The organism is Methylobacterium sp. NPDC097929, from assembly GCF_049543375.1.
Classification (GTDB): domain Bacteria; phylum Pseudomonadota; class Alphaproteobacteria; order Rhizobiales; family Beijerinckiaceae; genus Methylobacterium.
Map to the genome: position 1 here is coordinate 80,819 of NZ_JBMVEP010000011.1, position 23,442 is coordinate 104,260.

Consider the following 23,442-nt stretch of genomic DNA (forward strand, 5'->3'; position numbering starts at 1 on the left):
GGCGGGACGCTATTCCGCCGATTGCCCGCTCGCGCGCAGCTGCGAGGCGACGCATTCGCGGACCGCATCCTCGATCTTGGCCTTCTGCGCGTTCGGGTAGCCGGCCACCTCGTCGATGCATTTGACGAAGTAGCCCGCGGTGAAGCTCTCGTTGACCGAGACGAAGGACTTGCCGAAGCGGCTCGCCAGCTGGAGCCGGTCCATGGCCGCACTCTGCCGCCACGCCTCCAGCGTATCCGTCATCGACAGGGCCTGCGCGGCGCCCGACAGGAGCAGCAAGGCGAGAAGCGGGGCGAAGAAGCGGCGCATCGTGCAAAAACCTCCCGAGTTTGTTTTCTGATTGTACCGTAAGTCATTCGCGATCGTCACGAATGATCGTGATGAGTGGAATGATGTCGTCAGATAAACCTCCCTGTTCTGCGGAACAGGCGGGCTCCGGGGAGCGACTTCTTATTTTCCGCTGAGATTTGTCGCGCGCTCGACGTGCCGACCCGCTTACGGCCGCCAGTGCGAAAAGCCGGCGACGCGGTGGATCAGGCGGCGCTGGCGCGCCGTCTCGCCGAAGGGGGCGAGTTCCCAGCTCCAGGCCCGCTCGGGCGTCCGCAGCCGGACGCCGTAGAGCAGGTCGTGATGCGCATGCACCCGGCCCTGCCGGTCCTCCTCGGTCTCGTCGAGATCGGTGACGAGGCAGATCCGGGCCGAGAGCCCGGCGAGCGCCGCGAGATGCCCCTCGACGATCCGCCGGCCGAAGGCGTCGCCGTCCTCTCGCGTCCACGGACCGACCGGCCGCCGCGACGCCTCGAGGCGTTCGACCGGCCGGATCGGCAATTGCGACAGGAGGTTGGCCGAGATCACGAGGCCGGTCTCGGGCGCGGCGCAGACGGGGGGCAGCCGCGGGTCGAGGTCGGGCGCCTGTCCCGTCAGCAGGGCCATCGCGCCGCTCAGATCCGCCGTCAGCGGCTCGACATTGGCGTAGATCCGCATCCGGCGCAGGGCGGGCCGCAGATGTACGGCATCGACCAGCACCACCCGCCGGAAGGCTTTCGCGAGACAATCGAGGGGCACGTCGTCGAGGTTGCCCGAGCCCAGAACCACGGCGGTGTCGCGCACCGCCGTCGCCGCGATGGCCGCGCGCATGGTCGCCCGGCTCGCTTCGAGATGCGGCGCCCAGGCGGCTCGGCAGCGGCGCGCCCGCGACAGCAGCCAGATGCTGTCGCGCAGGTAGCCGAGCCGGCGTTGGGGGCGCGGCGCGGGCGTGGTCAGGAGATGGAGGAGGTCGATCAGCACGGCCCGGCCTCCGGCACGGGCCGATGCCTGTCAAGGCGCGTCACGCCATGGTCGCGATCTCGCGCCAAACCGAGCGCTCCGCTGCCGAGACCTGCCCCTTCGCGATGAACGCTCGATCCGTCCGCCTCGCCGCCGCCCTGATCGCGCTCTGCGCCGCCATCGGCGTCGGTGCCGGCTTCACCGGCGTGTTCGGCCGCACCGGTTCGGCGCCGCTCGCGATCTGGATCATGGTCGCCTACTTCACGAACCTGACCGGGCTCGTCGTCGCGGTCCTGTTCGGCGGGATCGCGCTGGGCCTGCCGGCGCTGGCCCGCCCCCGGCTCGTCGCCGGGGCGGCCCTGGCGACGCTGCTGGTCGGCCTCGTCCAGCGGCTGCTCCTCTACCGGGTGCGGGAACTGCGCGGCGGCGACCTCGTCGGCGACATCCTCCTGCATCAGGCGCTGCCGGTGCTGGTGCCGCTGTTCTGGCTCGCCCTAGTGCCGAAGGGCCGCCTCTCGCCGCGCGACCCGCTGCTCTTCGCCGCCTACCCGCTCGCCTATCTCGGCTACACCCTGATCCGGGGCGCCTACGATGCGCGCTATCCCTACCCGTTCCTCGACGTGGGCAAGATCGGCTGGGGACCCGTCGCGGCCTATGCCGGCGCGATCGCGGTGGCCTTCCTCGCGGTCGGCTGGGCGATGGTGGCTCTCGATCGCCTGCTGGCCGTGGGAGCCCGCCGCCGCGCGGCCCGCTCGTAGCGGGCGATCGGCGGCGCGCCGCACGCGCTGAGCGGAGGGACCGGCAGGCCCGGTCGGCAGGGATCGGATCCCGCCGACCGTCGATCGGACGCGCGTCGGGAGCCGCCTCTCGCCCCTGTCGTCAGCCCTTCTTCTTGTAGGCCTTGATCGCGCTCTGGCAGCCGGGAGACAGCTGCGACATGTTCTTCTGGAAGCAGGCCTGCGTCTCGGGCCCGTCCTCCGGCGGAAGGCCGGCGCAGAAGGTCGTGAAATCACCGGCGCATTGCTGCTGGAGGACCGCCTTGTCCTCGTCCGACATGGGAGCGGCGAACGCGGCACTCCCGGCCATCACGGTCAGCACGGCGCCCAGCCCAAAACGTACCAGCATGATCTGCTCCCAAAAGGCCCGGTCGATCCGGGTCGAAGGCCAGAACGTCGTCCGGTCTTCAACCGTTGCATCCGATCTGCGTGCCGCGGTGAAGCCCGCCGCCGGAGGCGTCGTCACGGGCGGCGCTTCGGGAACGAAAAGTCCAAGCTCAAGGTTGATCGGTCCGCATTTCAGAGGGGACACGATGAAACCCTTGCCCGCCCTGCTGCTCGGGTTGATCTTTCTGGCCCATCCGCAGGCTCTGTCGGCGCAGAGCGTCGTGGAGGAGCCGCCGGCCGCGACGAGCGAGGCGGATGAGCCGCGTCCGGGGCCGCCGCCCCCGCTGCCGGACCTGTCCGAGCCGAACACCCGTGCGGGCGAAGCGCTGAACGAGCCCGGGGGAAGCTCCGGCATCCCGAAGGCCCTGCGCGGGTCGGGATCGAGAGCGGGAGGCCCCGCCAACGATCTCAACCCGAGCGGGCAGGCCGAGGCGCCGGCACCGCCGCGCGGCGACCTCGGCAACGTCCTCGCCGGCCGGGATCTGTTCCACGGGAATTATTGCGGGAAGGGCCAGCGCGGGGAGGGGCTGCCCGCGACCGATGCTCTCGACGCGGCCTGCATGCGCCACGATGCCTGTTACGAGACGAGCGGATACAGCTCCTGCGCCTGCGACGCGAGGCTGAGACGCGAGGCGGCGGCCGTCGCCGACAGTCCGAAAGTCTCCCTGGAGGTTCGGCGCCGAGCCCTCAGCGTGGTCGAGGCGACGGCCGCCATGGAATGCCGCGCGCCCTGATCAGCCGGCGGCGAACACCGTCGCGATCTCGCCCGGCCCGAGCACCCGAACACCGCCCGCCTCCAGATCCGCCGGCAGAGCAAGGCCGCCGACCCGGTCGCGGTGGAGCGCGTCGACGTGGTTGCCCAGGGCGGCGAACATGCGCCGGACCTGATGGTAGCGGCCCTCGTGCAGCGTCACCGTGCAGCGGGTCGCGTCCTCGGTCTCCATCCCGACGGGCAGGAGCGGCCGGTCCTCGCCCTCCAGCATCAGCTCGCCGGAGGCCAGGATCGCCGCCTCGTCGCCCTGGAGCGGGCGGGCCAGGGTCACCCGGTAGCGCTTGGACACCTTGGCCTTGGGCGAGATGATCCGGTGCAGCAGGGCGCCGTCGTCGGTCATGAGCAGGAGGCCCGAGGTCTCCTTGTCGAGGCGTCCGACGGTCGAGAGCGCCGGATCGCGCCGCCGCCAGCGCTCGGGCAGCAGCCCGTAGACCAGCGGTCCCGCCTCCTTGTGGGAGCAGGTGACGCCGAGCGGCTTGTGCAGCATCAGGCAGACGCCCGGCAGCGGGTCGAGCGCCTCTCCCTGCACCGTCATCCGCCCCGGCAGATCGGGATCGAGGGGGATGCGCTGCGAGGCGTCGCGCAGGCTCTGCCCGTCGAGGCGCACGAGGCCGGCCCGGGCCAGCCCCTCGACCTCGCGGCGCGAGCCGTAGCCGAGATTGGCCAGAAGCCGGTCGAGACGGAGCGCCTTCACTTGCGCGCCTCGAACAGCTTGTAGCCCCCTTCCGCGGCGGTCGGCGTGACGGTGCGGAAGGCCGCGCGCAGGGGCGCCTCGTAGGGCAGATGGGCGTTGGCCACGAGGAGCAGCGTCCCGCCCGGCCGCAGGGCGGCGGCCGCGCGGGCGATGAAGGTGCGGCCCAGGGCCTGATCCTCCGCGCCGCCGTCGTGGAAGGGCGGGTTGGTGACGACGAAGTCGAGGCCCGACAGGGCCGGCTCTGACCCGCGCAGGTCGGCCCAGTGGACGCTGGCCCGCGCCTCGTCGACATTGCGCCGGGCCATCTCGATGGCGCGGCGGTCGATGTCGACCAGCGCCAGCGCCGCGACCTTCTCGGATTTCAGCACCGCGCGCGCCAGGATGCCGAGGCCGCAGCCGAGATCGGCCCCGCGTCCCGACAGGGTCGGCAGGTGGCGCAGCAGCAGGGCGCTGCCCGGATCGAGCCGGTCCCAGGAGAAGATGCCGGGCTGGGTGCAGAGGGCGAGGTTGTCGATGTGGCGCGGCGCGCCCCCCGAGATCGCGGGCTCGATGCCCTGGGGCGCTTCGGGCCGCGTGGCCGTGCAGATGCGGTGGTGGCGGCGCGCCTCGTCGCTCACCGCGAGGCCGAAGCCGCGCAGTTCCTTGGCGAGCCGCGAGCCGCCCTTGTCCTTCGGGGCCAGGGCTACGAGCCGAGCCCCGGGCCGCAGGGCGCGGATCGCCAGGGCCAGGGCGTAGCGCCGCTCCATCGTGCCCGGCGGCGCCAGCAGCACGGCGGCCTCCAGGCTCGCCTCGGCCGCATCCTCCAGCCGCGCCGAGCCGGGGATCAGCGGCGAGACCTGGGCGGCGCCCTCGGGCACAGCGGCGAGATCGGCCGGCGGAAGGCCGTAGAGGACGGCCCGCAGATCGGGAACGGTGTGGGGCATGGGGCTAGGTGTTCAGGCTGTGGCCGTCGCCGCAAGGGGTTCATCCCATCCTGATCCTCATCCTGAGGCGCCCGCGTGAGCGGGCCTCGAAGGGTGTTCCAGCAACCGCGCGGGATCTGGAGGACCCTTCGAGGCCGTCGCTTCGCGTCGGCACCTCAGGATGAGGTCGGGGATTGGATGGCGAGAAAGAGAGGTCAGCCGGTCGGGAATTCGAGGCCCATCTCGCGGTAGCGGGCGGGATCGTCGGCCCAGTTCTCGCGCACCTTCACGTGCAGGAACAGGTGCACCTTGGACTCGGCGGCTTCAGCGATCTCGATGCGGGCCGCCTGGCCGATCGCCTTGATGGTCTGGCCGCCCTTGCCCAGCACGATCGAGCGCTGGCTCTCGCGCTCGACGAAGATCGTCTGCTCGATGCGCACGGAGCCGTCGGGCCGCACCTGCCACTGATCGGTCTCGACGGTGGAGCGGTAGGGCAGCTCCTCGTGCAGCCGGTCGTAGATCTTCTCCCGGGTGATCTCGGCGGCCAGCATCCGCAGCGGCGCATCGGAGATCTGATCCTCCGGGTAGAGCCAGGGGCCGGGCGGCATCCGCCGGGCCAGCGCCTTGCGCAGGTCGGCGATGCCATCGCCCTTCAAGGCCGAGATCAGGAAGGTGTCCTCGAACGGCACCGCGGCGTTGAGCTTGGCCACGAGTTCGAGCAGGCGCTCGCGGGCGATGAGGTCGATCTTGTTGAGGATCAGGATCTTGGGCCGCTTCACGTCCGGCAGGCGGCGCAGGATCGTCTCGACTTCCTCGTCGGCCCCTTTTCGGGCATCGACCAGCAGGCAGACCGCGTCGGCATCCGAGGCGCCGCTCCAGGCGGAATGCACCATCGCCCGGTCGAGGCGGCGCTTGGGGGCGAAGATGCCGGGCGTGTCCACCAGCACCACCTGCGCCGCGTCCTCCATGACGATGCCGCGCACCAGCGCCCGGGTCGTCTGCACCTTGCGCGAGACGATCGAGACCTTGGCGCCGACGAGCGCGTTCAGGAGGGTCGACTTGCCCGCATTCGGCACGCCGATGAGCGCGACGAAGCCCGCGCGCGTCTCCTCGCGTGCTTCCTGTGGGGCGCCGCCCTCGCCGTCCTCGTGTTCAGCCATGTGACTCAACCAATCGATCCATCCTGTCCCTGCGTTCCGCCGATGCCCTCGCGGGCCAGCACGGCGCGCGCCGCTTCCTGCTCGGCCACCCGCTTCGAGGCACCCTCGCCGTAGCCCGGCTCGATGCCCTCGACCCGCACCGCGATCCGGAAGACCGGGGCGTGATCGGGGCCCGAGCGCTCCACCACCTCGTAGAGCGGGATCGCGAGGCTGCGCGCCATCGCCCATTCCTGCAAGGCCGATTTCGCGTCGCGCCCGCGCGGCGCGGCGGTTTCCTCGCCGGGGCGGAAGGCGCGCTGCACGATCGCGCGCGTCGCCTCGTAGCCGGCATCGAGGAAGACCGCGCCGAGGATCGCCTCGCAGACATCGGCCAGGATGGTCTGGTTGCGCCGCCCGCCGGTCTGGATCTCGCCGGGGCCGAGATTGAGATGGGGCCCGACCTCCCAGCTCTCGGCCACCGCCGCGCAGGTCTCGCGCCGCACGAGGCCGGCGAGCCGGCGGGAGAGCTCACCCTCTTCCGCGCCCGGCATGGCCCGGTAGAGCGTCTCGGCGACCGCGAGCCCGAGCACGCGGTCGCCCAGGAATTCCAGCCGCTGGTAGCTGCCGACGCGGCCCGAGGCGCCGGCCTTGCTCACATGGGTCAGCGCCAGGGGCAGAAGGGCCGGATCGGCAAAGCTGTGGCCGATGCGCGCCTCCAGTACGTCGAGGCTCGGCCGGGGACGGTGCGCGCGCCGGGCACGGCTGGAGCGCCCGGCGCCTTCGCCGTCCTCGCTCATCGCCGACCGCCCCACGGGGCGGCGGCGGATCGTCCTGTCGCCGACACGTCCGTCGTCAGGATCAGTGGATCGTCGAGAAGATGCGGCTCCAGCGAACATCCGCCGGCCAGCGCCAGATCTGCCAGGCGGGGGTGCGCTCGTCGATCGAGAAGAAGATCATCTCGGCGCGGCCGACGAAGTTCTCGAAGGGCACGTAGCCGACGCTGGCCAGATCGCGCGAATCGGTTGAGTTGTCGCGGTTGTCGCCCATCATGAAGTAGTGGCCCGCGGGCACCGTGTAGACCTCGGTGTTGTCCCAGAAGCCGCGGTCGCCGTCGCGCTCGATCACCCGGTGCGTGACGCCGCCCGGCAAGGTCTCGTTGTACTGCGCGACCTTCACGGTCTGGTCGAAGGCGTCCAGGGTCTCGTAATCGGCGATGCGCTCGCGCTTGACCGGCTTGCCGTTGATGTTGAGCACGCCCTCGACCACCTGGATCTTGTCGCCGGGCAAGCCGATCACGCGCTTGATGTAATCGGTCGCGTTGTCCTTCGGCAGCTTGAACACGGCGATGTCGCCGCGCTTCGGCTCGGCGGCCCAGACCCGGCCCTTCGCTTGGAAGGGCAGGTACTCGGAGAGGGGCAGCGAATATTTCGAGTAGCCGTAGGTGTATTTCGAGACGAACAGGTAGTCGCCGATCAGCAGGGTGGGGATCAGCGATCCCGACGGAATGTTGAACGGCTGAAACAGCAGCGTGCGCACCACCAGTGCGATCAGCAGCGCCTGGACGCCGACCTTCACGGTTTCCCGGATGCTGGCCCAGGTCCCGGGCTCGACTGGCCGGATCTCCGTCTTGCCCTCGCGATCCACGCGCGCGTGCCCCGTATCCATGAGTGATGCAGCCTCCGGCCCCGCCGTCTCGGCAGCCGCTTCCTGTTGGCTGGTGGGCTGTCCTGCTGGGCGGCGGGTCTAGACTAAGCCGGGCCCGCCCGCAACGCGGAGGATGAGCCGGCTTAAACCTATGCTGCCTTTGAAACCGGCACGGCCTCGATGATCACGAAGGCCTGCGCCAGAGGGGGTTCGTCCGTCAGCGTGATGTGGAGGCGGGCCTCGTGTCCCGCCGGGACCATGCGTGCCAGGTGCTCCCGCGCACCTCCGCTCAGCTGTAGGGTGGGTCGGCCGCCGGGCAGGTTGACCACCTCCATGTCCCGCCAGAACACGCCCTGGCCGATGCCGGTGCCGAGTGCCTTGGCGCAGGCCTCCTTGGCGGCGAATCGCCGGGCGTAGGACGGGGCCCGGGCGGCGCGCCGGTCGCATTTGGCCCGTTCCCCGTCCGTGAAGACGCGGTGGGTGAAGCGCTCGCCGAATCGCTCCAGCGAGGACTCGATGCGGCGGATGTCGCAGAGGTCGGTGCCGATCCCGAGGATCATGGTTCGGCCTGCCGCCGGGCCCGGTCCATGGCCGCGCGCATGTCGTGCACCGCCTGCCGCAGGCCGACGAAGATCGCCTCGGCGATCAGAGCGTGGCCGATATTGAGTTCGCGGATCTGCGGCAGCGCCGCCACCGGCCCGACGCTCTCGACGGTGAGGCCGTGACCGGCATGGATCTCCAGGCCGAGCCCGGCCCCGTGGGCAGCCGCGCGCACGATCCGGTCGAGCTCGTGCGCGACCCGGGCCGGATCGCCCTCGATCACCGCCTCGCAATAGGAGCCGGTGTGCAGCTCCACCACGGGCGCGCCGAGGGCCTTTGCTGCCTCCATCACCGCCTCGTCGGGCTCGACGAACAGCGAGACGCGGATGCCGGCCTCCGCCAGGGTGGCGATGCGCGGCGCCAGATGCGCGCGGCCCGTGACGATGTCGAGGCCGCCCTCGGTGGTGCGCTCCTCGCGCTTCTCCGGCACGAGGCAGGCGGCATGCGGCCGGGTGGCGAGCGCGATGGCGACCATCTCGTCGGTCGCCGCCATCTCCAGATTGAGCGGCACCGGCAGCTCCCGGAGCGCCGCGATGTCGGCGTCGCGGATGTGGCGGCGGTCCTCGCGCAGGTGCGCGGTGATGCCGTCGGCGCCCGCCGCCACGGCCTCGCGGGCGGCGCGCACGGGATCGGGCGAGAGCCCGCCGCGGGCGTTGCGGACGGTGGCGACGTGATCGATGTTCACGCCCAGGCGCATGGACGACACGGCTTGCTTCCGATCCTTCGCCGAGTGGAGGGCCGACGGTGTAGCGGCTGTCGCGGGAGCTTGGAAGGGTCCTGAGACGGGTCCTGAGACGGGTCCGGAGACGGGTCCGGGCCGGCCGGAGCGCGAGAGGCGTGGAGAGCGGGGTGGAAGCGCGCGTTTCACATCGCCCGAATCCGTCTCGGCGTGTAGCGTTCGCGCGATGCACAAGCTGCTGATTCAGCTCGGCCTTCGCTTCGACGACCCGGACGAGGAACGCTCCTTCGTCCGGAGCTTCACGCTTCACGATCTCGGCCGCACGCAGGCCGCGATGGTGCTGGGCGCCTTCGTCTACTGCTCCTTCTCGGCCATGGACTGGATTCTGAGCCCGGACGCCTGGGCCGTGGCCACCGCGCTCCGGCTCGCGGTCGCCCTCCTGGTCCTGCTGCCGGCGACCCTCCTGCTCACGCGGCCGGGCGCCCGGCCTTTCGCGGAGCAGATCTATCTCGTCTACTGCGTCGTCCCGGGCTGCGTGCTCAGCCTGATCTACGTCTTCCTGAGGCCGAGCTTCGATCACGGCGCTGCGGGCCTGATCATCGTGATCCTGTTCGTCTCGACGCTCCTGCCCCTGCGGGTGACCTCGTTCGCCGTGTTCGCCGTCCTGACCTGGACCTGCTTTGCCCTGTTCGAGACGATCGCGACGCACGAGAATCCCGGCTTGGCCCTGGTGAACAATGCCGAGATCGGCGCGGCCTACGCGCTCTCGCTCTACGGGGTGGCCGCGCGCGAATTCCGCGCGCGGCGGCAATTCCGGACGGCCCAGGCGCTGCAGGCGGAGAAGGAGCGCTCGGAGAAGGCCTTGTCGGACCTGCGCTCCGCCCAGGCGCATCTGGTCCAGGCCGAGAAGGTCGCCGCCCTGGGCCAGCTCGTGGCGGGCGTCGCGCACGAGATCAACACCCCCATCGGACTGGCGCTGACGACCTCGACCGCGTTCGACCACACCCTCGCGCAGCTGCGCCGCAGCGCCGCCTCGGGGCAGATCCGCCGTTCGCAACTGACGCAGAGCGTCGATCGGCTCGGCGAGGGCGCGACCCTGATCGTCGCCAACTTGCAGCGCGCCGCCGACCTCGTTCACAACTTCAAACAGGTCGCGGTCGATCAGGCGACGGAGGACCGCCGCCGCTTCGAACTCCGGCCGTGGTTCGCCGAATTGCTGAGCACGCTCGAGCCGGTCATGCGGCGCAAGGGGCACGAGGTCCGGCTCGCTTGCGCCGACGGCATCGTCCTCGACTCGCATCCGGGGGCTCTGGCGCAGGTCGTCAGCAACCTCGCGCTCAACGCCATGATCCACGCCTTTCCCGAGGGACGCGCGGGGCGGCTCGCCATCGACGTGACGCAACTCGGCGAGGCGGGGGTCAGGATCGTCGTCCAGGACGACGGGACGGGCGTGCCGCGGGAGAACCTCCCGCGCATCTTCGACCCGTTCTTCACCACCGGACGGGACAAGGGTAGCACCGGGCTCGGCCTGCACATCGTCTACAATCTCGTGGTCTCGACGCTGGGCGGACAGATCGCCCTCGAGAGCGAGGAGGATGTCGGCACGCGGGTGACGATCGAGCTTCCCCTGACCCTGCCGGCACCCGCACCGCACGGGAACGGCGTGCTCTTGCCGGGCACCTGATCGACGGGCTCCCGCCGACGGTCGCCGTTTCATAGCGAATCCGATCGGTCGTTTCGGAATGGCGGATTCGGGCTTCGCTCAGGCGGCGCGCGGGCTCACACCCGCCGCAGCCCCGCGCGCGGGGCCAGATCCTCCGGCTCGCGCAGGTTCCAGACCCATCCCAGCCGCCGCAGGCCTGTCAGCACCCACCAACCCGGATCGGCCTGCCCCGGCTCGACGCCGAGCCGTGCCGAGCCCGGCCAAGCGTGATGGTTGCCGTGCCACGCCTCGCCGAAGGTGATGAGCGCCGCCGCCGGCAGGTCGTGCCCCTGCACCGCGACCCCGTCGATCGCCCAGCCCTGGGGACCGCTGCGATGCGTGACGTGCCCGACCAGCCAGTGCCCCGTCACCGAGACCGCGACCCGCACCGCGACGCCCCAGACCAGCCACGGCATCCCGCCGACGAGGAAGAACGCGACGCCGAGCGGCACCTGCTGCAGCATCCAGGTCGCCTCCAGCCAGCGCAGGAAGGGATCGTCCCGCAGCCGCGCCTCGGGGAGGAAGCGCGGCGGGCGGTCCAGTTCCAGCCGGCAATGCATCTGCCACCACGCATCCTTCAGGGGCGGGGCCCGGTGCGCATGCAGATCGTGGCAGGCCGCCTGCCGCTGTGCCCAGTCGCGCATGTCGTGCAGCCGGACCATTCCGAGCGGCCCCGCCATCCCGACCAGGGTGCCGAGCCAGACCAGCAGCCGTTCGAGCCAGAGCGGCGCTTCGAAGCTGCGGTGGATCAGGAGCCGGTGCAGGCCGATCGAGTGGCCGAGGCAGAGCGTCACCGCGCTGGTGGCGAGGAACAGGAGCACCGCGCCCGGCGTGACGAAGACCGGTCCCAGGCCGAGGGCCGCCAGCGTCATCCCGCCGATCCAGAGAGAGCGGGCCGGCGCCCACCTCACGCGCCCCTCGGTCGCCGAGACGGCCGGCCCCGCGATCACCCGTTCCGTCGATAGGCAGCTCACTGGGTTGGTCACGGGACGCCTCCGTTTCGGTATTTAGGCAATAACCTAAATACCGAAACGCCGGATGGTCAAGCGCCCGCGCCTTCGCTACATCTCGTTCGGCCCATCATGCAGCGCATCTTCGAAGCTCTCGCCTCCGCCGCCCGGCGGCGCATCCTCGCCATCCTCGCCCACGGCGAGATGAGCGCGGGGGATATCGCCGCGCGCTTCGACATGACCCGCGCCTCCATCTCGCAGCACCTCTCGGTGCTGGAGGCCGCCGGGCTCGTCACCAGCGAGAAGCGCGGCCAGTTCGTGTTCTACCGGCAGGTGCCGGAGAGCCTCGTGAACACCCTCAACGGCTTCGTGCAGGAAGCCTGCCCCATCGGCCGCCCGCTCCGGCGCGAGAGCGCCGCCCGCGCCCGCCGCTCCAAGACCTGAACCGTGCCGCGGCGGCCGCCGGTCCCGCACGGAGTCCGGTGGCGATTTCGCGCCGAACGCCCGGGGATGCGACGGCTGAAGCCTCGTGCGGCGGTGCGGACCGTTGCGGTAGGGGCGCCAATGCCCAGATTGAGCCGGGCCGACCCGGTCGGCGACGAGAAGAACGAGCGCACATGCACGGCACGCTCCCCGGGGCGGATTCCCCGCCCTCCCGGCCGGTCCCGGCCTCCCGTCTGCCGCTCACGCTCCGGCTTGCCTTTCGCGAATTGCGCGGGGGGCTCTCGGGCTTCCGGGTGTTCATCGCCTGCATCGCGCTCGGGGTCGCGGCGATCAGCGGCGTCACCTCCATCGCCGCCTCGCTCTCCGGCGGGCTCGGGCGCGAGGGGCGGCGGATTCTCGGCGGCGACATCACCTACAGCCTGATCAACCGCGAGGCGACGCCGGCCGAGCGGGCCGTGCTCGACGGGCAGGCGCCCGTCTCCGAGGTCGCGAGCCTGCGCGCCATGGCGGTGGCGGGCGACGGCGGAGCGGCGCTCGTCGAGCTGAAGGCCGTCGACGGCTCCTACCCCGCGGTCGGCGCGGCCGAGACCGAGCCGCAAGCCCCGGTGCAGGACCTGATCGCCGAGCGGGGCGGGATCTTCGGCGCGGTGGCGGACCCGGCCCTGCTGACCCGGCTCGGGCTGAAGCCCGGCGACCGGGTGACGCTGGGCGGCTTTCCCGTCGAGATCCGTGCGGCTCTCGTCTCCGAGCCCGACCGGATCGGCTCCGGCATCGGCTTCGGGCCGCGCCTGCTCGTCTCGCTGGACGCCCTGCGCGCCACCGGGCTGATCCAGCCGGGAAGCCTGAACCGCTTCAGCTACCGCCTGCAACTGCCCGGCGCCGACGACGCGCGTCTCGCCGCCGTCACCGCGGCGGTCCAGAAGGCCCTGCCCGAGGCCGGCTTCGAGATGCGCTCGCGCGACAACGCCGACCCGCGCTTCGCCAAGGGCATCGAGCGCTTCACCCAGTTCCTGACGCTGGTGGGGCTCACCGCGCTCATCGTCGGCGGCGTCGGCGTCGCCAACGCCGTGCGCGCCTTCGTGGACGGCAAGCAGGATTCCATCGCCACCCTCAAGAGCGTCGGCGCGCCGGGCTCGCAGGTGGTCGTGCTCTACCTGATCCAGGTCATGCTGATCGCGGCCCTCAGCACCGTGCTCGGCCTCGCCGTCGGCGCGGGCCTGCCGTTCCTGCTCGATGCCGTGCTGCGCGACCAGCTTCCCCTGCCGCTCAATCCCGAGATCGCGCCGGCCCGGCTCGCGCTCGCCGCCGCCTACGGCCTGCTGACGGCGCTGGCCTTCGCGATCCTGCCGCTCGGCCGCGCCCACGACGTGCCGGTGGCGGGTCTGTTCCGCGACACGGTCGATCCCTCCGGGCGCCGGCCGCGCTGGCGCTACCTCGCCGTGCTCGCCGGGGCGCTGCTGGCGCTGGCGGGCCTCGCCCTCTTCACCGCCTTCGACCGGAAGGTGGCGCTGATCTTCATGGCCGCCGCCGCCCTGGCCTTCGGCGGCCTGCGGCTCATCGCGTCGGGGCTGATGGCGCTGGCCGCCCGCCTCAAGCGGCCGAAGGCGATGGTGCCGCGCATGGCGCTGGCCAACCTCCACCGTCCGGGCGCGCTGACGCCCGCGGTGGTGCTCTCGCTCGGCCTCGGCACCACGCTGCTGGTGACCCTGAGCGCGATCGACGCCAACATCACCCGCGCCCTGGAAAGCTCCCTGCCCGATCGCGCCCCGAGCCTGTTCTTCCTCGACGTGCCCTCGCGGGACGCCGACGCCTTCTCGGCCTTCCTCGGCGCGCACGCCCCCGACGCCAAGATCGAGCGCGTGCCGATGATGCGCGGCCGCATCACCGCGCTGGACGGCGTGCCGGCCGGGCAGATCAAGCCGCCGGAGGACGCCGCCTGGGTGCTCGACGGCGACCGGGGCATCACCTACGCCGAGACGCCGCCGGACGGATCGAAGATCGTCGAGGGCGCGTGGTGGAGCGCGGAGGAGGGCCGCCAGCCGCTGGTCTCGTTCGATGTCGAGCTGGCGCGCGGGCTCGGCCTCAAGGTCGGCAGCACGGTCACCGTCAACGTGCTCGGGCGCTCGATCTCGGCCCGCATCGCCAACCTGCGCAAGATCGAGTGGCGCTCGCTCGGCATCAACTTCGTCATGGTGTTCTCGCCGGGCACCTTCCGCGGCGCGCCGCACGCAGATCTGGCCACGCTGACGCTGCCCAACGGACCCGATCCGAAGCTGGAGGCCGAAGTGGTGCGCGACGCGGCCAAGGCCTTCCCCTCGGTCACCAGCGTGCGGGTGAAGGACGCGCTGGAGGCGGTCAACGACCTCGTCCACAAGCTCGTCCTGGCGATCCGCGGCGCCAGCGTCGTGGCGGTGGTCGCGAGCCTGCTCGTGCTCGCCGGGGCGCTCGCCGCCGGCCACCGGGCCCGGCTCTACGACGCGGTGGTGCTGAAGGTGCTCGGCGCCACGCGGGCGCGGCTGCTGGCGGCCTACGCCCTCGAATACGGCGCGCTCGGATTCGCCACCGCCTTGTTCGGCATCGTCGCCGGCTCGCTCGCGGCCTGGGTGATCGTCTCCCGGGTCATGCGCCTCGATTTCTCACCCGATCCTGCCGGAGCGCTGGCGGTGGCGGCCTTCGCGGTCGTGTTCGCGGTGGTGGTCGGCCTCGCCGGCACCTGGCGCATCCTCGGACAGAAGCCGGCTTCCTATCTGCGCCAGTTCTGACAGAATGCTCTTCACGTTTTGAGGTCGATTTTCATCCCCAAAAAATCATCAAAATCTTCGGCATCCGGGTGGCTTGAAAACGTGGCCCTTAGGTCAAGGCCCACTTGTTTATGGCAGTTTCAGCGAACATATTCGGCCGTGAGGCGCGTTTGACGCGCCAGGGGCATGCGTGGACCTCGACACAAGCCCACGCCGAGAGGTTCCAAGGGAAACTTTCATGGCATTCGACAACAGCCCGTTCCGCTACGGCGCCCAGCCGCAGGGGTACGCCGGCTCTCAGGTCGAAGTCGACCAGGGCCTGCGCAGCTTCATGCTGGGCGTCTACAACAACATGGTGGTCGGCCTCGGGATCTCGGGTCTCGTCGCGCTCGGCCTCAACGCGATCGCCGTCGCCGGCTATCAGGGCTCCAGGCCGCTCCTGACGCCGACCGGTCAGTTCCTGTACGCCAGCCCGTTCAAGTGGGTGCTGATGCTGGCGCCGCTGGCCTTCATCTTCGTGTTCTCGTTCCGGATGGACCGCATGTCGGCCTCGTCCGCGCGCACGATGTTCTGGGCCTTCGCGGCGGTGATGGGCGCCTCGATGTCCTCGCTGATGCTCGTGTTCACGGGTGCCAGCGTGGTGCGGGTGTTCTTCATCACGGCGGCGACCTTCGGAGCGCTGAGCCTCTACGGCTACACGACCAAGCGTAGCCTGTCGGGCATGGGCTCGTTCCTGATCATGGGCCTGATCGGCATCATCATCGCGTCGCTGGTGAACCTCTTCCTGGCTTCCTCCGCGCTGCAGTTCGCGATCTCGGTGCTCGGCGTGCTGATCTTCGCCGGCCTGACCGCCTACGACACGCAGAAGCTCAAGGAGATGTTCCTCTACAGCGGCCTCGACGCCGAGGGTGCTGCCAAGATGTCCATCAACGGCGCCCTGACGCTGTACCTGGACTTCATCAACATGTTCCAGTTCCTGATGCAGCTGCTGGGCGACCGCCGCTAAGCAGCCCAGTCGACAGGGCCTGAAACCGAGGAGCCCCGGCCGAAAGGCCGGGGCTTTTTCGTGTCCGGATGGCATTCGGCTCCAACGATCAAAGCGAGGCACGAAAAAGCCGGCACTGCATTCCTGCAGGCCGGCTCGTTCATCGCGTCCCCGTTTGATCGCATCGAAGTCGACCAACCCCCGTCATCACTGCGCTCACGTTCGCGATGACGATGGGACACCAGGGCTAACGAACGGACATCGTATCCGTACGAAGCGCGGTGGGAAAAAGTCCGATCAGAGCCCCGTCGGGCGCCCCGCGGCGACGACCAGCATCCGGCCGTCGCCGAGCGTCCGCGCTCCGGCCCGCCGGATATCGGCCTGGGACACGCTCGCCACGAGATCGTTGCGGCGGGCGATGTAGTCCATGCCGAGGCCCTCGAAGGCGATCTGCACCAGCTGGTTGGCGATCTTGGTCGAGGTGTCGAAGCCGAGCGCGTAGGAGCCGGTGAGGTAGTCCTTGGCCTTCTGCAGCTCCTCGTCGGAGGGACCGTCGGTGATGAGGCGGTGGATCTCCTCGCCGATCACGTCGAGGGCCTCGACCACGCGCTCGTTCTTGGTGGCGGTGTAGCCCCAGGTCATCGCCACGGCGCGGTGCGAGGTCAGCGAGGTGCCGACCGAATAGGCCAGCCCGCGCTTCTCGCGCACTTCCTGGAACAGGCGCGAGGTGAAGGCGCCGCCGCCGAGGATGTGGTTCAGGACGTAGGCCGGGATGAAGTCCGGGTCGCGCCAGGCCACGCCCGGCATGCCGAAGCGGATCACCGATTGCGGCACGTCGAGATCGACGACGATGCGCTGGCCGAGCTCCTTGATGGCGGTCGGCGGCACCGGCTTCAGCGGCCCCGCCTCGGGCAGGCCGCCGAAGGCCCGCGCGATCATCCCGGTGATCGCCTCCTCTTCGAAGGCACCCACGGCCGCCACCTTCAGGCCGCCGCGGCCGATCAGGGCGCGATGCATCGCCACGAGGTCGTCGCGGGTGATCGCCGACACCGTCTCGATCGTGCCCGCCGAGGGACGCCCGTAGGCGTGGCCGGGGAAGGCTTCGCGGAAGTAGCGGCGGGAGGCCATCACCCCGGGATCGTTCTGCTGGTAGCGCAGGCTCGCGATCATCTGCGCGCGCACGCGCTCGATGGCCGGCGGGTCGAAGCGCGGCTCGGCCAGCGCGAGGCCGAGCAGGCGGATCGCCTCGTCGGCGTGCTTCGTCAGGGTCTTGAGCGAGCCGCCGATGGAATCGGGGCTGGTGTGGAAGCTCAGCTCGATCGCGCGGGCGGCGAGCGCCTCCTGGAAGGCGTCGGAATCGAGCGCGCCCGCGCCTTCGTCGAGCAGGCGCGCCATCATCTGCGCGGTGCCCGCCTTGCCCTCCGCGTCCTGCGCCGCGCCGCCCTCGAAGGCGAACGAGAGCGCGATCATCGGCACCACCGGCGAGGCGACGTGCCAAGCCTCGATACCGGGGGCGGCCGCGAGCGGCAGCGCCTGGGTCGGCGAGCTCGTGGTGCCGGTCTCGGCGAGATTCATCGGAAGTTCCTCAAAGCGACTTTTCGCAAACGGCGCCGCTTCGGGCGGCGCGAAGAATCGAGTGTCAGGCGGCGACGTCGGCGTCCCGCGGCTTGGTCAGGTAGCCGGTGACGGAGCGGGCCGGCACGAGGTAGCGGGCGGCGACCGCGACGAGCCGGTCGCGGGTCACCGCCTCGATCTCGATCGGCCAGCGGGTGACCTCCTCGACCGTCTCGCCGATGGCGAGCGCCGAACCGTAGATGCGGGCGAGCGACGATTGCGAGTCGGAGGAGTAGACCGTCTCGGCCACGAGTCGGGTCTTGGCCCGCTCGATCGCCTCCGGGTCGAGCGCCTCGGGGGCGCGGCGCAGCACGCGATCGACGTGCTCCTCCAGGGCTTCCAGGGGCACGCCCTCGGCCGGCACGGCGTAGACGGCGAACCGCGTGTCGTCGATGGCCGAGCCCATGTACCAGGCGCCGGCATTCACCGCGACGCCCATCTCCAGCACCAGCTTGCGGTAGAGGAACGAGGTGGCGCCGCCGCCGATCACCTCGGCGAGCAGTTCGAGCGCGTGGCTCTCGCCGTCGCGGGCGGTCATGCAGGAGGGGGTGAGGTAGAGGCGCTGCAGGGTCGGCTGCTCGACCTTCGGGTCGGCCACCGCGATGCGGCGCATCGCCCGCGGCTCCGGCTCGCGCGGGCGCACCCGCAGCGGCCGGGCGCCCTGCGGCGCGACCTTCCCGTAGGTGTCCTCGGCGAGCCGGCGCACCTCGTCGGGCGTCACGTCGCCGGCCACCACGAGGATCGCGTTCTCGGGGGTGTAGAAGCGCTTGTAATAGTCGATGGCGTGGGTGCGGTTCAGCTCCTCGATCTCGTGCATCCAGCCGATGATCGGGATGCCGTAGGGATGGTGCACGAAGAGCGAGGCGGCCATGGCCTCGGAGAGCTGCGCCGAGGGGTCGGTCTCGACCCGCATGCGGCGCTCCTCCAGCACCACGTCGCGCTCGGGCGCCACCACGGCGTCGTCGAGGACGAGGCCGCTCATGCGGTCCGCCTCGAAGGACATCATCGTCGAGAGGTGGTCGCGGGCGACCCGCTGGAAATAGGCGGTGTAGTCGAAGCTCGTGAAGGCGTTCTCCTGGCCGCCCAGCGACGAGACCGCCTTCGAGAAGGCGCCGGCCGGGTGCCGCTCCGTCCCCTTGAACATCAGGTGCTCGAGGAAGTGGGCGATGCCGGACTGACCGATCGGATCGTCGGCGGAGCCGTTGCGATACCAGATCATGTGGGTGGCCACGGGCGCGCGATGATCGGGCACCACCACCACGTCGAGGCCGTTGTCGAGCACGAAGGCGGAGACCTCCGGGCCGCCGGCCTCGGAGCGCCCGAACGGGGCGGCATCCACGCGGCCGGCGTGATTGAGGCCTCGCTGCGGTCCCACGGGCGCGATGGCCTTCCGGTAGAGGTGCATCCTGCTGTCCTTATGCGGGGGCTCTTCCGCCCACCGCGCTGTCCGTCCCAAAAGTCCCGGCATTGTTCCGGGAAACCGTGCCGGGCGCAAATCCCGTACCGCGCGACCTGTCCGCACGGTCGCGGACCGTCCCGACGCTTCATCCCATCGTCGGCCCCGTCGGGAGGATCTGGGACCCGGCGGGATCGACGCTCTCAGCGGCCCGACGGATTCCTCATATAGGCACGCGGATCGGCTTCGTCCCGATCGCTGATCGGTCCGCCGACCGGACCGCCCTGGGGCTTGGCCACCTTGACGGGCGCCTTGCGGTAGCCGGTGGGCGGATCGGTGAGCGCATCGCGGTCCGGCTCGACCAGGGTCGGCTCGACCGTCTCCGACTTGCCCTTGAGCAGTTCGAACGGGTTCAACCAGGTCGAGGTGCGGGTATCGCCCTCGCCGGGGGCGTTGGCCGGCCCGCTGAGGGCGCCCGCGCCGGCGCGGCGGCCGGCATCCATCTCGTAGACCGAGAGGGTCTCGTTGTTGTCGTTCATGCGCCCCTGGGCGCCGCGCACGATCGGCTTCTTCGCCTCGATGGCGGCGCGCTCGCGCTGCACCACTTCGGGATCCTTCGGCCAAGCCGGATCGGCCTGCCGGCTGCGGGGCACGGGCAGGCCGGCGGTGAGGTCTTCCTTGCCGCCGAGCTTGGGCGGCATGGCGAGCGGCGCGCGCTCGCGATAGGTGATGGCGGGACGGTCCGGCTCGATCAGGCCGAGATTGCTCAGCGTGTCGCGCATGAACTCGCCCTCGGCCCGGGCCGCTCCGGCGGAGCCCGCGAGGAGGGCGGCACACAGGGCCGCCCCCCGGATCGATCCGAGAGCCCGAGTGAAGCTGCGTCGCCCGCTCATGCCGATATCCCCAAGGCTTCGGGCCAGCCCTTACCCCGGTGATCCGGGTGTGAGTCGCGTGACGAGCCCTTTGATACCGAGGTGAGCCGGGTTTCGGGCGAAGGTATGGCGCCTTGACGCGGGGCGCGCCGCTCGCGCGCTCAAGCCTGGGGACGGCCCTCGTCGCCGGGGGCTTGCGTCTGCGGCGGGCGCCCGGCCGGGCGCAGGCTGTCGAGGATCAGGCCGACGACGCCGGCGACGATGGCCGCATCCGCCACGTTGAACACGTACCAGGACCAGCGCCCGGCATGCAGGTGGACGAAGTCGAACACCGCGCCGTAGGCCGCCCGGTCGATGGCGTTGCCCAAAGCGCCGCCGACGATGAGCCCGAGCGCCACGGCCAGCAGCCGCGAGCCGGCCCGGACCATCCAGACGGACAGCCCGACCGCGGCGACGAGGGAGACGGCGACGAGGATCCAGCGCCCGAGCCCGCCCTCCTGCTGGAACAGGCCGTAGGACACACCCCGGTTCCAGACGACGACGAAATCCGCGAAGGGCGCCAGCCGCCAGGGCTGCGTCATCACGAGATCGGTGCCGAAATAGAGCCAGAGCTTGGAGGCTTGGTCGAGCAGCAGGGTGGTGAGCGCGGCGAGGAGGCCGGAGCGGGCGGGGCTCACGCCGTCCCCGCACCCGGATGCGCCGCATCCCATTCCCGCAGGGCCCGCGCGTCGCGCGGCGTCACCTCGGGATAGTCCGGATCGCTGCCGACCTCGGGCGTCACCCGCCAGGAGCGGGCGCATTTGCTGCCCGCGGCGCGCTCCGGCACCACGGCCACGCCCTTCACGTCGTCGAGACGGAAGGCCTCGGCCGGCCCTTCGCCGGCGCGCACGGTGATGGCCGAGGTGATGCAGATGTCGGCAAAGTCCACGCCGTCGAGGGCGCCGAGCAGGTCGGCATCCGACACGTAGACGGTCGGGGCCGCCTCCAGGCTGGCGCCGATGCGCTTGGCCGCGCGCTCGATCTCCAGGGCGCCGGTCACGACCCGGCGGACCTTGCGGATCTTCTGCCAGCGGGCCGCGAGCGCATCGTCGCGCCACGCGGCGGGCGTCTCCGGCAGGGTCTGGAGATGCACCGAACCGTCCTCCGAGGGGTAGCGGTCGAGCCAAGCCTCCTCGGCCGTGAAGGCCAGCACGGGGGCGAGCCAGATCACCACCCGGCGGAAAGCCTCGTCGATCACCTGCAGGGCGGCGCGGCGCGTCACCGAGGAGATCGGATCGCAGTAGAGCGCGTCCTTTCGCACGTCGAAGTAGAAGGCCGAGAGGTCGCCGGTCATGAAGCCGTTGAGCAGGGCCACGATCCGCTTGGTGTCGAAGGCCGCGTAGGCCTCGCGGATCTCGCCGTCGAGCTGCGCCAGACGGTGCAGGATGAAGCGCTCCAGCTCCGGCATCTCGGTGAACGGCACGTCGTCGCCTGGAACCCGGTGGGCAAGCGAGCCCAGCATCCAGCGGAGCGAATTGCGCAGCTTGCGGTAGGTCTCGGCGAAGGTCTTCACGATCTCCGGCCCGATGCGCAGATCGTCGGAATAATCGGCCGCCGCGACCCAGAGGCGGAGGATGTCGGCACCCGATTCCTTGATGACGTTCTGCGGCGCGACGACGTTGCCGCGCGACTTCGACATCTTCTCGCCCTTGGCGTCGAGGACGAAGCCGTGGGTGAGCACCACGTCGTAGGGCGCGTGACCGCGCGTGCCGCAGGATTCGAGCAGCGAGGACTGGAACCAGCCGCGATGCTGGTCGGAGCCCTCCAGATACATCACCGTGTCCGGTCCGCCATCGACCGCGCGGCGGATGCCGGCGAGACCGGGGAAGGCCTCAGGATCGTCGAGCACGAAGGCGTGGGTCGATCCGGAATCGAACCACACGTCGAGCACGTCCGTCACTCTTTCGTACTGCGCCGGATCGTGTTCGGGGGCGAGGAAGCGTTCGTTCGCACCATCGGCGAACCACGCATCGGCGCCCTCTTGGGCGAAGGCTTCGGCGATGCGGGCGTTGACCGCTTCGTCGCGCAGGACCTTGCCGGTCTCGCGCTCGACGAAGACGGTGATCGGCACGCCCCAGGCGCGCTGGCGCGAGACCACCCAGTCGGGCCGGCCCGCCACCATGCCGTTGATGCGGTTCTTGCCCTGCGGCGGAACCCACTGCGTTTCTTCGATGGCGTGGAGCGCCGTCTCGCGAAGGGTCCGGTTTCCGAGCGAATCCACCGGCCGGTCCATGGCGATGAACCATTGCGGCGTGTTGCGGAACAGGACCGGCTTCTTCGAGCGCCAGGAATGCGGGTACTGGTGGCGCAACACCCCGCGGGCGACCAGCGCGCCAACCTCGGTCAGCGCGGCGATGACCGCCTTGTTGGCGTCGCCCTTCTCGCCCTTGGCGGTGAAGACGAAGCGTCCGGTGAAGCCCGGCGCCTCACCCGTCAGCCGGCCGTCGGCATCCACGGTGTAGGGGATGCGGGTGTCGATCCCGGCTTGCCCGAGGCGGCGGCCATTGGCCATCCAGACCTCGAAGTCTTCGCGGCCGTGGCTCGGCGCGGTGTGGACGAAGCCGGTGCCGGCCTCGTCGGTGACGTGCTCGCCCTCCAGCATCGGCACCGCAAAGCCGTAGCCGGGATCGAAGGTGCTGAGCGGATGCGACAGGGTGAGCCCGGCCAAGGACGCCGCCGGCACATCGGCCACGCGCTCGAACGCTTCGACGCGGGCGGCCTTGAACACGCCCTCGGCGAGCGCGTCGGCCAGCAGATAGGCGTCGCCTACCTTTGCCCAGTTGTCCTCGGCCGCTTCCGTGACGCGGTAGAGCCCGTAGGCGACGCGCTTCGAGTAGGCGACGGCGCGGTTGGCCGGCAGCGTCCAGGGCGTGGTCGTCCAGATCACGACGCGGGCATCCGCCAGTTCGGCCGGAGCCCCTTCGCGGATCGGGAACGCCACGAACACCGTGTCGCTGACATGCTCCTCGTACTCGACCTCGGCCTCGGCCAGCGCGGTCTTCTCCACCACCGACCACATCACCGGCTTGGAGCCCCGGTAGAGCTGGCCGGAGGCGGCGAACTTCATCAACTCGGAAGCGATGCGCGCCTCGGCCGGGTAGGCCATGGTCGAGTAGGGATGGTCCCAGTCGCCGGTGACGCCGAGGCGCTTGAACTCCTCGCGCTGGATGGTCAGCCAGTCCGCGGCGAAGGCGCGGCATTGCTGGCGGAATTCCAGCACCGGCACCTCGTCCTTGTTCTTGCCCTTGGCGCGGTACTGCTCCTCGATCTTCCACTCGATCGGCAGGCCGTGACAATCCCAGCCCGGCACGTAATTCGCGTCGCGGCCGAGGGCGCCCTGCGAGCGCACCACCACGTCCTTCAGGATCTTGTTGAGCGCGTGGCCGATATGGATGTTGCCGTTGGCGTAGGGCGGGCCGTCATGCAGCACGAAGCGCGGGCGGCCCTTCGCGGCGGCGCGGATCCTTCCGTAGAGGTCGATCCCCGCCCAGCGCTCCAACAGCAGCGGCTCGCGGGTCGGCAGCCCCGCCCGCATGGGGAAGTCGGTTTTCGGCAGGAAGAGGGTTCGCGAATAGTCGCGGGCGGCCGCGGGCGCGGCGTTGGTCTGGTCGCTCATGGCGGGGTTCGGCAGGATTCTCGTCGCGCGGAGGCGGGCGGAAGGGACGGGCGGAGGATCGTCACCCGGCATCCGGGGCGGCCGCAGTGGCGGCGCCTTACGCGGAAGCCGGGCCCGTAATTCGCGTCGCGCTGAGGATGTAGCCGAACATGCCGTGCTTCTAGAGCGCTCTCCGGCCAAGGGGAAGGCCTCACGCGAAGGGCCGGAAGGCGTGTGGAGCCAGG

General features: G+C 70.7%; 22 protein-coding genes. 6 read left to right on the top strand and 16 right to left on the bottom strand.

Going from position 1 to position 23,442, the window contains the following annotated elements; translation table 11 throughout:
• Positions 1–9: 9 nt before the first annotated feature.
• Together ACPCJR_RS21000 and ACPCJR_RS21005 are read right to left on the bottom strand one after the other, a co-directional pair.
• A complete protein-coding gene (locus ACPCJR_RS21000; RefSeq protein ID WP_391514756.1) occupies positions 10–309 on the bottom strand; it encodes a hypothetical protein in 300 nt (99 codons plus the stop codon).
• Between the two features lie 186 nt (positions 310–495).
• The gene (locus ACPCJR_RS21005) at positions 496–1,287 is read right to left on the bottom strand and encodes a hypothetical protein (protein ID WP_391514757.1); all 792 of its coding nucleotides are present in this window, start codon (positions 1,285–1,287) and stop codon (positions 496–498) included.
• Between the two features lie 23 nt (positions 1,288–1,310).
• Between ACPCJR_RS21005 and ACPCJR_RS21010 the strand changes: the two genes are divergently transcribed.
• Entirely contained in the window at positions 1,311–2,024 is a 714-nt protein-coding gene (locus tag ACPCJR_RS21010; protein ID WP_391514759.1) for a Pr6Pr family membrane protein, read from the top strand.
• Positions 2,025–2,145: 121 nt separating this feature from the next.
• On the opposite strand, the gene ACPCJR_RS21015 is transcribed toward ACPCJR_RS21010, so the two are convergent.
• On the bottom strand, positions 2,146–2,508 hold the full coding sequence (locus tag ACPCJR_RS21015) for a hypothetical protein (RefSeq protein WP_391514760.1): 363 nt from the start codon (positions 2,506–2,508) through the stop codon (positions 2,146–2,148).
• Positions 2,509–2,575: 67 nt separating this feature from the next.
• Between ACPCJR_RS21015 and ACPCJR_RS21020 the strand changes: the two genes are divergently transcribed.
• Positions 2,576–3,163, top strand: coding sequence for a hypothetical protein (locus ACPCJR_RS21020; RefSeq protein WP_391514762.1), 588 nt, complete (start codon positions 2,576–2,578; stop codon positions 3,161–3,163).
• On the opposite strand, the gene ACPCJR_RS21025 is transcribed toward ACPCJR_RS21020, so the two are convergent.
• From ACPCJR_RS21025 to ACPCJR_RS21055, 7 genes are all read right to left on the bottom strand, one after another.
• Positions 3,164–3,895, bottom strand: a complete 732-nt coding sequence (locus ACPCJR_RS21025) for a pseudouridine synthase (RefSeq protein ID WP_391514763.1) — start codon at positions 3,893–3,895, stop codon at positions 3,164–3,166.
• On the bottom strand, positions 3,892–4,818 hold the full coding sequence (locus ACPCJR_RS21030) for a class I SAM-dependent methyltransferase (protein ID WP_391514765.1): 927 nt from the start codon (positions 4,816–4,818) through the stop codon (positions 3,892–3,894). The genes ACPCJR_RS21025 and ACPCJR_RS21030 overlap by 4 nt, the downstream gene beginning before the upstream one ends.
• Before the next feature lie 194 nt (positions 4,819–5,012).
• Positions 5,013–5,957 (bottom strand): GTPase Era, encoded by a 945-nt coding sequence (era, locus tag ACPCJR_RS21035; RefSeq protein ID WP_391514767.1) that lies wholly within the window; start codon positions 5,955–5,957, stop codon positions 5,013–5,015.
• A gap of 5 nt (positions 5,958–5,962) precedes the next feature.
• Positions 5,963–6,733 carry a ribonuclease III gene (rnc, locus tag ACPCJR_RS21040; protein WP_391514769.1) on the bottom strand — a complete coding sequence of 257 codons (771 nt, stop codon included), beginning with the start codon at positions 6,731–6,733 and terminating at the stop codon, positions 5,963–5,965.
• Between the two features lie 61 nt (positions 6,734–6,794).
• The gene (gene lepB / locus ACPCJR_RS21045; protein WP_391514770.1) at positions 6,795–7,601 is read right to left on the bottom strand and encodes a signal peptidase I; all 807 of its coding nucleotides are present in this window, start codon (positions 7,599–7,601) and stop codon (positions 6,795–6,797) included.
• Between the two features lie 128 nt (positions 7,602–7,729).
• Positions 7,730–8,140 (bottom strand): holo-ACP synthase, encoded by a 411-nt coding sequence (gene acpS / locus ACPCJR_RS21050; RefSeq protein WP_391514772.1) that lies wholly within the window; start codon positions 8,138–8,140, stop codon positions 7,730–7,732.
• Entirely contained in the window at positions 8,137–8,886 is a 750-nt protein-coding gene (locus ACPCJR_RS21055) for a pyridoxine 5'-phosphate synthase (protein ID WP_391514774.1), read from the bottom strand. Before ACPCJR_RS21055 ends, acpS begins: the two co-directional genes overlap by 4 nt.
• A gap of 199 nt (positions 8,887–9,085) precedes the next feature.
• On the opposite strand from ACPCJR_RS21055, the gene ACPCJR_RS21060 reads away from it, so the two are divergent.
• Positions 9,086–10,543: a sensor histidine kinase gene (locus ACPCJR_RS21060; protein WP_391514776.1), complete on the top strand. Its 1,458-nt coding sequence runs from the start codon at positions 9,086–9,088 to the stop codon at positions 10,541–10,543.
• Positions 10,544–10,638: 95 nt separating this feature from the next.
• On the opposite strand, the gene ACPCJR_RS21065 is transcribed toward ACPCJR_RS21060, so the two are convergent.
• Positions 10,639–11,547: an acyl-CoA desaturase gene (locus ACPCJR_RS21065; RefSeq protein ID WP_391514778.1), complete on the bottom strand. Its 909-nt coding sequence runs from the start codon at positions 11,545–11,547 to the stop codon at positions 10,639–10,641.
• 96 nt (positions 11,548–11,643) lie between these two features.
• Between ACPCJR_RS21065 and ACPCJR_RS21070 the strand changes: the two genes are divergently transcribed.
• The 3 genes from ACPCJR_RS21070 (at position 11,644) to ACPCJR_RS21080 (ending at position 15,702) form a co-directional block, all read left to right on the top strand.
• The gene (locus ACPCJR_RS21070) at positions 11,644–11,955 is read left to right on the top strand and encodes a metalloregulator ArsR/SmtB family transcription factor (protein ID WP_110351357.1); all 312 of its coding nucleotides are present in this window, start codon (positions 11,644–11,646) and stop codon (positions 11,953–11,955) included.
• 173 nt (positions 11,956–12,128) lie between these two features.
• Positions 12,129–14,717 carry an ABC transporter permease gene (locus ACPCJR_RS21075; protein ID WP_391514780.1) on the top strand — a complete coding sequence of 863 codons (2,589 nt, stop codon included), beginning with the start codon at positions 12,129–12,131 and terminating at the stop codon, positions 14,715–14,717.
• A gap of 217 nt (positions 14,718–14,934) precedes the next feature.
• Positions 14,935–15,702, top strand: a complete 768-nt coding sequence (locus ACPCJR_RS21080) for a Bax inhibitor-1/YccA family protein (protein ID WP_110351355.1) — start codon at positions 14,935–14,937, stop codon at positions 15,700–15,702.
• 276 nt (positions 15,703–15,978) lie between these two features.
• Here ACPCJR_RS21080 and ACPCJR_RS21085 read toward each other — a convergent pair whose 3' ends face one another.
• The 5 genes from ACPCJR_RS21085 to ileS all read right to left on the bottom strand — a co-directional run bounded on the left by ACPCJR_RS21085 (position 15,979) and on the right by ileS (position 23,218).
• Positions 15,979–17,256 (bottom strand): M16 family metallopeptidase, encoded by a 1,278-nt coding sequence (locus ACPCJR_RS21085; RefSeq protein WP_391514783.1) that lies wholly within the window; start codon positions 17,254–17,256, stop codon positions 15,979–15,981.
• A gap of 64 nt (positions 17,257–17,320) precedes the next feature.
• The gene (locus ACPCJR_RS21090) at positions 17,321–18,700 is read right to left on the bottom strand and encodes a M16 family metallopeptidase (protein ID WP_391514785.1); all 1,380 of its coding nucleotides are present in this window, start codon (positions 18,698–18,700) and stop codon (positions 17,321–17,323) included.
• Between the two features lie 194 nt (positions 18,701–18,894).
• Positions 18,895–19,584, bottom strand: coding sequence for a hypothetical protein (locus tag ACPCJR_RS21095; RefSeq protein ID WP_391514786.1), 690 nt, complete (start codon positions 19,582–19,584; stop codon positions 18,895–18,897).
• A gap of 140 nt (positions 19,585–19,724) precedes the next feature.
• Positions 19,725–20,240 carry a signal peptidase II gene (gene lspA / locus ACPCJR_RS21100; RefSeq protein ID WP_391514788.1) on the bottom strand — a complete coding sequence of 172 codons (516 nt, stop codon included), beginning with the start codon at positions 20,238–20,240 and terminating at the stop codon, positions 19,725–19,727.
• Positions 20,237–23,218, bottom strand: a complete 2,982-nt coding sequence (gene ileS, locus ACPCJR_RS21105; protein ID WP_391514790.1) for an isoleucine--tRNA ligase — start codon at positions 23,216–23,218, stop codon at positions 20,237–20,239. Before ileS ends, lspA begins: the two co-directional genes overlap by 4 nt.
• Between the last annotated feature and the right edge of the window lie 224 nt (positions 23,219–23,442).